At 59.7% G+C, this 11,096-nt stretch carries 11 protein-coding genes; 4 read left to right on the top strand and 7 right to left on the bottom strand.

The window, feature by feature from the left end; all coding sequences use genetic code 11:
* Positions 1 to 269 precede the first annotated feature (269 nt).
* From ACWGS8_RS15635 to ACWGS8_RS15615, 5 genes are all read right to left on the bottom strand, one after another.
* Positions 270 to 896, bottom strand: a complete 627-nt coding sequence (locus ACWGS8_RS15635; RefSeq protein ID WP_454581752.1) for a glutathione S-transferase family protein — start codon at positions 894 to 896, stop codon at positions 270 to 272.
* A 12-nt stretch (positions 897 to 908) separates the two neighbouring features.
* The gene (locus tag ACWGS8_RS15630; RefSeq protein WP_172350807.1) at positions 909 to 2,120 is read right to left on the bottom strand and encodes an NADP-dependent isocitrate dehydrogenase; all 1,212 of its coding nucleotides are present in this window, start codon (positions 2,118 to 2,120) and stop codon (positions 909 to 911) included.
* 67 nt (positions 2,121 to 2,187) lie between these two features.
* Positions 2,188 to 2,472 carry a hypothetical protein gene (locus ACWGS8_RS15625; protein WP_454581751.1) on the bottom strand — a complete coding sequence of 95 codons (285 nt, stop codon included), beginning with the start codon at positions 2,470 to 2,472 and terminating at the stop codon, positions 2,188 to 2,190.
* A gap of 12 nt (positions 2,473 to 2,484) precedes the next feature.
* Positions 2,485 to 4,893, bottom strand: a complete 2,409-nt coding sequence (locus ACWGS8_RS15620; RefSeq protein WP_454581750.1) for a capsular polysaccharide synthesis protein — start codon at positions 4,891 to 4,893, stop codon at positions 2,485 to 2,487.
* Positions 4,894 to 4,971: 78 nt separating this feature from the next.
* Entirely contained in the window at positions 4,972 to 5,739 is a 768-nt protein-coding gene (locus tag ACWGS8_RS15615; protein ID WP_454581749.1) for a hypothetical protein, read from the bottom strand.
* A 444-nt stretch (positions 5,740 to 6,183) separates the two neighbouring features.
* Between ACWGS8_RS15615 and ACWGS8_RS15610 the strand changes: the two genes are divergently transcribed.
* Both ACWGS8_RS15610 and murI read left to right on the top strand, forming a co-directional pair.
* Positions 6,184 to 7,092, top strand: a complete 909-nt coding sequence (locus ACWGS8_RS15610) for an RNA methyltransferase (RefSeq protein WP_454581748.1) — start codon at positions 6,184 to 6,186, stop codon at positions 7,090 to 7,092.
* On the top strand, positions 7,085 to 7,873 hold the full coding sequence (gene murI, locus ACWGS8_RS15605; protein WP_454581747.1) for a glutamate racemase: 789 nt from the start codon (positions 7,085 to 7,087) through the stop codon (positions 7,871 to 7,873). The genes ACWGS8_RS15610 and murI overlap by 8 nt, the downstream gene beginning before the upstream one ends.
* Positions 7,874 to 7,954: 81 nt before the next feature.
* Here the strand turns inward: murI and ACWGS8_RS15600 are convergent, their stop codons facing one another.
* Positions 7,955 to 9,337 (bottom strand): RNB domain-containing ribonuclease, encoded by a 1,383-nt coding sequence (locus ACWGS8_RS15600; RefSeq protein ID WP_454581746.1) that lies wholly within the window; start codon positions 9,335 to 9,337, stop codon positions 7,955 to 7,957.
* A 162-nt stretch (positions 9,338 to 9,499) separates the two neighbouring features.
* On the opposite strand from ACWGS8_RS15600, the gene ACWGS8_RS15595 reads away from it, so the two are divergent.
* Positions 9,500 to 9,688 carry a DUF3008 family protein gene (locus ACWGS8_RS15595; protein WP_010909084.1) on the top strand — a complete coding sequence of 63 codons (189 nt, stop codon included), beginning with the start codon at positions 9,500 to 9,502 and terminating at the stop codon, positions 9,686 to 9,688.
* A 95-nt stretch (positions 9,689 to 9,783) separates the two neighbouring features.
* Here ACWGS8_RS15595 and ACWGS8_RS15590 read toward each other — a convergent pair whose 3' ends face one another.
* Positions 9,784 to 9,981 carry a hypothetical protein gene (locus ACWGS8_RS15590; RefSeq protein WP_454581745.1) on the bottom strand — a complete coding sequence of 66 codons (198 nt, stop codon included), beginning with the start codon at positions 9,979 to 9,981 and terminating at the stop codon, positions 9,784 to 9,786.
* A 373-nt stretch (positions 9,982 to 10,354) separates the two neighbouring features.
* Between ACWGS8_RS15590 and rpsD the strand changes: the two genes are divergently transcribed.
* The gene (gene rpsD / locus ACWGS8_RS15585; RefSeq protein ID WP_010909086.1) at positions 10,355 to 10,972 is read left to right on the top strand and encodes a 30S ribosomal protein S4; all 618 of its coding nucleotides are present in this window, start codon (positions 10,355 to 10,357) and stop codon (positions 10,970 to 10,972) included.
* The last annotated feature ends 124 nt before the right edge of the window (positions 10,973 to 11,096 follow it).

The raw sequence follows: 11,096 nt of genomic DNA, 5'->3' as shown, positions 1-11,096 counted from the left end.
TAGCTCTCAAGGCTGGAAATGGCAGTCACTCCTCAGTGGACTGCCTTCCCAAAGAATCCCTTCTCAAATCAACTTCAAGCGCAAAATCGTCATATGCGATTCCCCTGCCGTAAACGGGGAGAAGGGACTGTCATCGCGGAGCTTTCGCCAATTGTCAGCGGTGAAGTATGGCCGCAGATGAGGCGGCCAGCCTCTTTCTCCCCGTTTACGGGGAGAAATGCCCGGCAGGGCAATGAGGGGCGGCGCTACCGCCGAGCGAGTTCCCTCGATTAGCCAACCTTTTCGGTGCGCGCGAAGCTCGGGCGTTCGACAACCCGAGCATACCAGTCCCGAATATTCGCAAACCGAGCCAGCAGCTTCTGGCCCTCGATGACCTTCAGGAAATAGGCAATGATTGGCGCGGCGTGGAGGTCGGCCAGCGTCAGCTGATCACCGAGCAGCCAAGGTCCATCTGCCTTCAGTGAGGTCAGAACTTTCAGCACGGTCTCCGCCTGGCTCAGCCCGCTTGCGATCAGGGCCTCGTCCGGCTCGGCCTTTTCCAGACGCTCGACGGCAACGTCCCAGACCATGGCGCGGTAGCCATAGGCGTCGAGCATGCCTGTCATCTGGCCCATCCTGGCGCGGCCGCGCGCATCGGCAGGCTGCAGCGCCGGACCGTCGAAAGCCTCGTCCACGTAGCGCGCGATCGCGTTTGTCTCGAACAGCCGGAAACCGTCATGCTCGAAGGCCGGGATGCGGCCGAACGGGTGATGTTCGAAATACCAGGCGGGAGTGCCCTCGGCGGCAAAGACATCGACCGGCACGAGTTCGTAGCCGATGCCCTTTTCCGCCAGCACGAGGCGGACGATGCGCACATAGACGCTGTAGTCCGCCCCGTAGACGACCGGCCTGGCCATATCGTTTACCTGTCAGGCCATGGCCTTCTGCAAATTCTCGTCGATCTTGTCGAGGAAGCCGGTGGTCGAGAGCCAGGGTTGATCGGGACCGATCAAGAGCGACAGGTCCTTGGTCATGAAGCCGCTCTCGACGGTCTGGATGCAGACTTTTTCCAGCGTCTCGGCAAAGCGCTTCAACTCGGCATTGTCGTCGAGCTTGGCGCGGTGGGCCAGCCCACGCGTCCAGGCGAAGATCGAGGCGATCGAGTTGGTCGAGGTTTCCTCGCCCTTCTGGTGCTGGCGGTAATGGCGGGTGACGGTGCCGTGCGCGGCTTCGGCTTCCACCGTCTTGCCGTCTGGCGTCATCAGCACCGAGGTCATCAGGCCGAGCGAGCCAAAACCCTGCGCCACCGTGTCGGACTGCACGTCGCCGTCATAGTTCTTGCAGGCCCAGACATAGCCGCCCGACCATTTCAGGCTGGAAGCCACCATGTCGTCGATCAGGCGGTGCTCGTACCACAGCTTCTTCGACTTGAACTCGGCCTCGAATTCAGCCTCGTAGACTTCCTGGAAAATATCCTTGAAGCGGCCGTCATAGGCCTTGAGGATGGTGTTCTTGGTCGACAGGTAGACCGGATAGTTGCGCAGCAGGCCGTAATTCAGCGAGGCGCGGGCGAATTCGCGGATCGACTCGTCGAGATTGTACATGGCCATGGCGACGCCGGCGCCGGGCGCGTCGAACACGTCATGTTCGATCACCTGGCCGTCCTCGCCGACGAATTTGATCGTCAGCTTGCCCTTGCCGGGGAAGCGGAAATCGGTGGCGCGGTACTGGTCGCCGAAGGCGTGGCGACCGACGATGATCGGCTTGGTCCAGCCGGGCACCAGGCGCGGCACGTTCTTCATGATGATCGGCTCGCGGAAAATGGTGCCGCCGAGGATGTTGCGAATGGTGCCGTTCGGCGACTTCCACATCTTCTTAAGCTTGAACTCCTCGACGCGCTGTTCGTCGGGGGTGATTGTCGCGCATTTCACACCGACGCCGTATTTCTTGATGGCGTTGGCCGAATCGATCGTCACCTGGTCGTTGGTGGCGTCACGATGCTCGATGCCGAGGTCGTAATATTCGAGCTTCAGGTCGAGATAAGGGTGGATCAGCTTGTCCTTGATGAACTGCCAGATGATGCGGGTCATCTCGTCGCCGTCGAGTTCGACGACCGGGTTCGCCACCTTGATCTTCGCCATGGAAAGAATGCCTCGTTTGAACGGGTAGGGCGGCCAGTGCCGCAAGAGGGGAGAGGGATTCGCCCCCCTATAGCACTGGCTGTCGGATGTGCAAATACATCCCGTAGTGGTCGTCGTGACCAGCATCGTCAAGATCGACGGCGACGGGAACATGTGACGAACTGACGTTTCCAGAAAACGGCATGAGGCTCGCAGCATCCGGCGGACGCACATCAGAAAGCCCGGTGACGGTCGGCAGGCTTACCAGGCCGCCTATGCGCTGCGACTTGCGCAGCAAAGCCGGCGACACGACAATCTGGGGTCGCCCCCTAAAGGCGCGAATTTTCGTCAGCGCAGCTTTCGCCGAGGTCAAGTATCGCTCTAATCAGGCGATCTTTGAATGCTTGGCGAAATAATTGCGCACATGGTCTATGAGGTGCCTAAGCCTACTTCTTGGGGTGCCTAATCCTACTTCTTGGAATGGCGCTCGCTCAAAAACAAAAAGTTTTTCATCAAAGTCATCGCTGGAATTGACGGGTTCGATGACTTTCAGCGAAAGCTTCGAAACAGCCAAATGGCTTGTCAAATTTCGTTCTGTTAGTTCGTTCACCCAACCTCGTGCGCGACGTACCGCAGGATCTTCGACGTCCCGGGGGACGCAGTAGGAAAGGATGACCATCCGAGCGGCGGCAGATACTTTTGTGAGCGCTTGAAGAGGATCATGAAGATATTCGATAACCCCAAGAAGAACGATTGCATCCCAATCGCCAGGGGGAATTGGGTCATTCTCAAGATTCAAAGTAAGCGTTTGTTGGTCGAGCGGGTTAAGATCGGCCCCAGAATAACGGCAACGATCCATGACCATCCGCCGAAAAGCGCCCGTTCCCGTTCCGATTTCAAGAATGCGGGCGCCGTCAGGAATGAAGCGAGCAGCGATCTCTCCGTGCATCGACCAACCTGCTTTGTAGCTGGATGGCGCCCCCCACCTCTCGCGATCCGGTGACCCTGTCTTTGCCAGCCGCTCCAGGCGCTCTGGGTCGTCCAAATATCCATAGGGATCGTTGTCGAGGATCGGAGGCAAGGCTGATGAAGGTGCAATTCCCTCAATATGAGGAGGGGCGACCGAACCCCAGCGCTTTGCAATCGAGAAAAATTGATCGATGAGCGTCAGTTTCAAGGAACCTACGTCAAGGGTAGTTCCACTCCAGTCCACCAAAGACACTTTATTCAGCTCGTGAATTCGGACCATGGTTGCAAGTGACGATAAACGTTCCCGATCGGACCGCTGGCCAAACTTGTCGTTCAGAGGATAAAATACAACAACGGGTATACCCATGGCGATGGCGGGTAAGGCGCAATGAAGCAGGGTTGTAACGATTAGCTTTGCGCGCTTCTGGTATTTTTCGAGAAGATCCTCTGCGGCCGCTTTGTTGCGCGAAAAATCATGCTCTCCAGAGTAGTGGCTTATAAATTCATAAGCGCCGAGAGAATCAGGGAGGTAGTCAAGGATCCTTTTGTCGCGTGAAACGACAAACACTTCGGCTTGGTTCTCCGGGTCATACGTTCGGCGTGGAAAGGTAAGGGTTAGACAATGACTCAGAAAGGCGTCGACCCCGTGGCTCCTAAGAAGCGCCAGGGTGTAGGCGTCCCGACAACCAATCGGACCATGCTCGCCGTAATGTTCAATAGCAGCAGGCGCGACAAGGCTAGGTGACTGAAAAAGGCGTATGTGAAATCCGAGATAGATCGGGTCGTATGATTGGTGCGGGGGCCATTCTGCTGGATTTGTTTTGAACCAACCGTTCAGCAGAATGCCTGCGCGCTCATTGGGAGGTGTAGGTGGCGGATGGGCGATGCCGTTGTCCCGGTCGACAAAAAAGGAGGGTTCGAATCCCGCTCGGCGCATCAACGCCTCTCCGGCAAGTATCTGGATATGGTCACCAAGATTTTCGGTCGCAACGCTCAGAGTGCCAAATTTTCGGCTGGCTTGATTTCCTGATGGTACCGGCAAATCCGGTACCGCCGAAGGTTCTCCTGTTAGACCCAAAAGCCGCCCAACGAGCGTGGTGTCGCCAAGCTTGTCCGCTTCAACTCGGTAGGTCAGCTTAAAAACGGGCGCCGTCCAGTCGACCTCCTCTTTGTGAAGGTCGTATTCCTTGTACATACCTACGTTCTGAATCGAATGGGGGCCGTCAGCACTAATCCGTGGGGTTTTCTGCCAAAGCCGATTTGCATCCGGGTCAGTGGCGCAAAGTTCACCAAATAGATGATGAAGCCAGAAGTAGTCGCGTGTGCTTTCCCGGCCGTGCCAGTAGGCAATTGCGCGTGCTACCCATTTATCCAGCAGTGCACTTCCGACATGGGCCGCTAGAAACCAGCTCGCGAGTTCGCGATCCTCGGCTGGCTTCGAAAAGGCAAAGAATCCGCTGCTGTTGGCCAACGGCAGCCACTCATCCAAAGGCGTATTGCAGTAAGTCGTCGCATCGACCCAAACGCCGCCATACTCGTGGAGCAACAACAAACGCAAAATGTCGGAAAGCGATGCCGCTGTGATTGTTTGGCTTGATAGGTCGACATGTTTTCCAAGGTTGACGTAGCGCTCAATAGAACCAGCGTCGAGGCAGCGGACGTCCCACTGGGGGTTCTTGGTCTCCCAACTCTCGATGCACTTTCGAACAACTTCCGGCGCTTGATCTCGTCCCTGAAACCAGCACGTCCAGATTGTCTTTTGCAAAACGGCCATCACAAAAAAACTGACGAAGTCCGCGAATGATTCGGTTCGCGGACTTCTCATTCATCGCCAACACCTAGGCCAGCGTCTTATGCGAGGTTCGGCGTTTGCAAGCAAGCGCCACGCTCGGATGAATATACGCTACTTGAACGGTGTCGTGGTCGTAAATGCACCGGCGCCTGTCACACGATTGCTCGGCCCGAAGGACGTTGCAGTCGCCGTATTGAGCAGACTCAACGCCGTTGAGCTGCCAGTGAGAGAGCTATTGGTGACGGAAACTACGTTGCCAGCTCCGTCGGCTTGCGCCGCAAAATTCGTGTTCCCGTCGACCATAGTGTCGATTATAGCCACCGCATTTCCAACACCGTTTCCCTTCACGTTCACGCCGCCGCCGTTCGTATTTACCGTAGAGTTTTGGATAATAACCCTCGCTCCCGCTGTGCTGCTGGCGGCATTGACACCATTTTGCGTGAAGTGTCGGATGTCGCATCGAATGATGTAGACGAGCTGGCCGCTGAGGATGTTCACGCCATTGAGGCCTGTGCCGAGGCCTTCAATGTCGAGCCCCTCCAACACCACTTTGCCGGTGGCTCCAGCATTGACAATAATCGCGTTGGTCCCTGAGACGAGTACGCCCGCTTCGATATGATCGGATCGAATCGTGATGGACTTTGTAATCGTAACGCCGCCAAAACCGCCTGGATCGAGTACGTTGATCTCTCCGCCTACCGCGGTCTTGGAAATCGCGCCGGCAAACGTCTTGCAAGGCGCCGTCCGGCTGCAGGGATTGGCGTCGTCGCCAACACCGGAAACCCATGTCCTTGTTGCTTGCGCGGAAGCTGGCGCAATCAGGAAGCCCGACGCCAGAATCAATATTGCGAATGAAAAGAAGAACCGTATCGTCTTCATTTGCCCCTCCAAAAAATTGGCCGGCAACCCTGCCGACCGGTGAACCTGCAACGTGCTGGGGCATACACATATTGCACGGATATAGGACGCGATCCGCCGCCAAACTACCGTTAGCCAATACAGTTTGAACCCCAAGCAACGCAGACATTATACCTTTCTAATTTGCTTTTCTAGCGATGCGACGCACGGTTGCAAAATAAAAGGGCGTCCGTGGTGCGGATAATCTCCGGATCCGGAAACCCCAGGCGCCGGACTGATCATCTGTTTCTAGCGGCGGCCCGTGTGCGAGCGGTGCACCAGTGCGGCTACTGCGGTTCGCATGCAGCCAGCCAGCCAGCGGGCGGCGGTGTCCTATTTGCCGGCGATGCTGGGACAACCCTTCAAAAAACCGTATCGATATGGCAGGAGGCGCCGAGACGTCGCAACGCAGCCATCTGGAACCCCATGTCAGGAACCGACTTTCAGCACGCCGCCGGTCCGGCGATCATCCTCGTCGAGCCGCAGCTCGGCGAGAACATCGGTATGGTCGCCCGCGCCATGGCCAATTTCGGTTTGTCGGAACTGCGTCTGGTCAATCCGCGTGACGGCTGGCCGAGCGAGAAGGCGCGCGCCGCCGCCAGCCGTGCCGATCATGTCATCGATGCCGTGACGGTGTTCGACGATCTGGCCTCAGCGCTTGCCGACCTCAATTTCGTTTTCGCCACCACCGCCAGGCAGCGCGATGGCTTCAAGGCGGTGCGCGGCCCCGTGGAGGCGGGCAGGGTGCTGCGTGCCCGTCATGGCATGGGGCAGCGCACAGGCATCCTGTTCGGCCGCGAGCGCTTCGGTCTCTACAATGACGAGGTCGGACTTGCCGACGAGATCGTCACCTTTCCCGTCGACCCTGATTTTTCCTCGCTCAACATCGCTCAGGCGGCCCTGCTGATGTCCTATGAGTGGATGAAATCCGGCCTCGAGGACGAGACCAAGACCAATTTCACCGGGCCGCAGATGAAGCCGGCCAGCAAGGAAGAATTGCACGGCCTTTTCGCATATCTCGAAGGCGCATTGGAAGCGCGCGGCTATTTCCGGCCGGCGCCGAAGAAGCCCAAGATGGTCGACAATCTGCGCGCCGTGCTGACGCGCGCCGGCTTTGCCGAGCCGGAGCTCAAGGTGCTGCGCGGCATCATTTCCTCGTTGGACAGGTTCTCGCCGGCAATGCCGCGCGGCGACGGCTCGCCGGGCGATGATCCAAGGCGGCTTCCGGCCGCCGCGCGGGCCGGCAAGGCAGAGCCCGATCGCCAGGTGCGCAAGCCTGCCGGTGACGATGAGGACACGCCGCCGCTGGGCGGCAAGGGAACTGACAATGACTGACCAGCCGATCCTGATGTTCGATTCCGGCGTCGGCGGATTGACCGTGTTGCGCGAGGCGCGCGTGCTGATGCCGGACCGGCGCTTCGTCTATGTCGCGGACGATGCGGCCTTTCCCTTCGGCGCTTGGGAAGAACCGGCGCTGCGCACCCATATACTCGATCTCTTCGCCAAATTGCTGGACCGGTTTGCGCCGGCGATTTCCGTCATCGCCTGCAACACCGCCTCGACGCTGGTGATCGATGCGCTGCGCGAGAGATTTCCGGGCCATCCCTTCGTCGGCACCGTGCCGGCGGTCAAGCCGGCGGCGGAGCGCACGCGCTCCGGCCTGGTCTCGGTATTGGCGACGCCGGGCACGGTGAAGCGGCAATATACGCGCGACCTGATCAGCAAATGGGCGCAGAAATGCCATGTCCGCCTGGTTGGCAGCGACAGGCTGGCGGGTCTTGCCGAAGTCTATATGCGCGAGGGTTTTGTCGACGAGGAAGCCGTGCGCGCCGAGATCGCGCCCTGTTTCATGGAACATGAGGGGTTCAGGACCGACATTGTCGTGCTGGCCTGCACCCACTACCCGTTTCTGGTCAACCGCATGCGCAAGACCGCGCCCTGGCCGGTTGACTGGATCGATCCGGCCGAAGCGATCGCCCGGCGAGCGCTTTCGCTGCTGCCGCCCGTCGACGGAGCGCTGCCGCAGGGCGAGCCCGACATCGCCATCTTCACGTCAGGCAAGGCGGATTTCGCCGTCGGCCGGCTGATGCAGGGCTTTGGACTGTCCGTGAGCTAATGCATGTCGCCCAAAAGTGACCTCGGTTTTGGGAAAACGACATGCATAAGATCAAGACCCAAGCGACGGAACGGCTGCCGCTCAAACAGGTTCGAAGACGATGCTGCGTTGATCCGGATCGGCTGAGGCCAGCTTTAGCGTCACACCGTCACCTTGTCTGAGACCGGAGGCCTTTACGGTGGCAACGACAGGCATGTCGGCAAGCTGAACGCGCACGCCATGGTCGACGAAGTCGGTGACGACGGCTTTGAACATTTCCCCTTCGCGTCCGCTGAGCATGACCGCCTCGGCAAGGTCGATGGCCGCATGGTTGATCTGCGAAGCGCGGGCATTCGCGCGTCCCATCACCTTCGGCAGTCCGGCGAATGCATCGGTGACGACCTGCGGTACGGGCTGGCCATTGGCGATAGCCAGCGCGCAGCGCACGACATAGCGGTCGGCCAGGCGCCTGAGTGGCGCGGTTGCATGGGCATAGGTCGCAGCCATCGCCTCATGCCAGGGAACGACACCTTCCTGGTAGGGCTGGTAGGACGCGCCATTGCCTGCGCGGCGGATTTCCAGCATCAACGCCGCCTGTTTCGGATCAGCCGGATCGAGTGTGCGCTGGTAGTCGCGCAGGCTGGTTGAGGCCGGCCAGGACAGACCGAGCGCCTGTGCGGCGTTGCGCAGTCTCTGCACCTTGGAAGCGTCCGGCCCAGACATCACCCGGAACAGCCCGGTCTTGTGCGCCAGCATGGCGTCGGCGACCGCCATGTTGGCGGCCAGCGAGAGCGCGGCGTTGTCCTGTTCGGATTGCAATATCGGTCTGAACGAAAGCCGGAAACTGCCATCGGCAAGCCCTTCCACCTCCTGCTCGGGTGGGTCGACGCGGGAAGCACCGCGACGCTCTTCGTTTGCCGCCATGCGCCGCGCCAATTCGGCGAAGCCGGCCGGCACGTCGGAGGCCTTCACGCTGTCATAGGCGAGCTTCGCGCGGCTTTGAATGATTGCCCGCTCAGCGCCGTCCAGTTTCGTCGCACCGTCCTCGGCGACCCGAACGGTGAAGATAACGGCTGGACGTTGTCCATCCGGCAGCAGGCTCGCCGCGCCCTCGGCAATTGCCGGCGGGTAGAGCCCGGCCTTGCCGTCCGGCAGGTACAGCGTCTCGCCCCGCGCCCAGGCCTCCCGATCCAGCGCGTCGCCGTCCTCGACGAACCAGGCCACGTCGGCAATGGCATAATGCAGCAGAAGATCGCCACCGCTCGCCTCGATCGAGAACGCCTGGTCAAGATCGGTGGAGGCAGCCGGATCGAGCGTGACGAAGGGCATCGCGGTTCGATCTGCATGCTGGTTCGGCACACGTCTGGCCGCCGCCTCGGCCGCGGCCATTACGTCTACCGGAAATCCATCCGGCACGTGGAATTCAGTGCGGATTTTCGCCAGGCCGTTGGAGAGAGCTTGTGAGGGGTCTGTCAAAGACTTCATTCAGCCGTCCTACACCAGGGCTCCGGAGACGGGAAGGCTGCCGACGAATCGCCAAGGCCGGCCGCCTGATGGGTTGGCGCAGCCGGCCGAGGAACTGGCTCACTGGCGCTGGAACCGCCGCCGAAGCGCGGCGTTTCTCCTGGACAGCAAGGAGAAACCGCCATGCCAGCCACCTCGAAAGCCCAGCAAAAAGCCGCCGGCGCCGCACTCTCCGCCAAGCGCGGCGAGACGAAAAAGAGCGAACTCAAAGGCGCTTCCAAAGGAATGTACGAATCCATGAGCGAAAAGCAGCTCGAGGAATTCGCCGAGACCAAGCGCAAGGGGCTGCCGGAAAAGAAGTCGAAAGACTGAGAGTCGTTCGCGCGACGCCAGCCCAAGAAACAAGGCCCGCAGCGGAACTGCGGGCCTTGTTTCTTCAAGCAAAATCTTCGGGCAATTGTTTTGCCTTACCAGCGATGACAGCGCCGTATCCGCTCGACGATCACCCTGCGATGGCCGTGCCGCCACATCACTCTCTTCTTGACGATGATGCGGCAGACTTGTCTGTGACCGTGCCAATGGCGCGCCATCGCCGGTTCGGGCGCCACCGCCATCGAACCTGCCAGCACCGCGGCGCCTGCCAAGGTAAGGAAGAACTTCTTCATGCTAATTGGACTCCTCAAGCTCCAGATCCCTTCCCGGTACCGTTGGCGCTAACCTCCCGCCACATCCGGCATCGCATCAACATCGCGAACGCTATAGGCTTGCGTTGCGCCGCGCCACTGACAAGCTTGACACCGGTTAAATCTCGGTTTAACCAGCCGCCAACGCCGGGCAGCGATGTCCGGTGTTTGTTTTGTATGTGCAAGACCGGTTGCCTTGGTTTCTGGTCTTGTTTGAACTGACGTGTCCCGTGGGTTTTCCGCCGCGTTGCGTGGGAAAACCCTGTCAGGTCTCGAAAACGGAGGCCAGAGGAGGGCGCGTTTCCTTCACCCGGACCATGAGGTGCCGGGTGTGTTGTTTTGAAAAGGGAATGCGATGAGCAAGCGCGAATCCGCGAAATACAAGATCGACCGCCGTCTCGGCGAAAATATCTGGGGCCGCCCGAAGTCCCCGGTCAACAAGCGTGAATACGGCCCCGGCCAGCACGGCCAGCGCCGCAAGGGCAAGCTTTCCGATTTCGGCCTGCAGCTGCGCGCCAAGCAGAAGCTGAAGGGTCACTATGGCGACGTTTCGGAAAAGCAGTTCCGCAAGGTGTATGAAGAGGCCGACCGCCGCAAGGGCGACACCTCGGAGAACCTGATCGGCCTGCTCGAATCGCGTCTCGACGCGGTCGTCTACCGCGCCAAGTTCGTGCCGACCATTTTCGCGGCTCGTCAGTTCGTCAACCACGGCCATGTCAACGTCAACGGCAAGCGCGTCAACATCGGCTCGTACCGCTGCAAGCCGGGCGACGTCATCGAAGTGCGCGAAAAGTCGAAGCAGCTGGTCATCGTCCTGGAATCGGTCGGCCTCGCCGAGCGCGACGTGCCGGACTACATCGAAGCCGATCACAACAAGATGGTCGCGACCTTCTCGCGCATTCCCGGCCTGGCGGACGTTCCGTTCGCCGTGCAGATGGAGCCGAACCTGGTCGTCGAATTCTATTCGCGCTAAGCGAACGCTTTTCCGCGATACCGAAAAGGCCGCCCTCGAGGCGGCCTTTTTGTTTGGCGCATCTCGCTTTGCCGTTTCGATTTTCCGGCCGATGCGCTAATCCGTGCGGACGTTACATCCGGGG

Source organism: Mesorhizobium sp. 43Arga (genome assembly GCF_053714255.1).
This window is presented reverse-complemented; position numbering and strand designations above follow the sequence as displayed.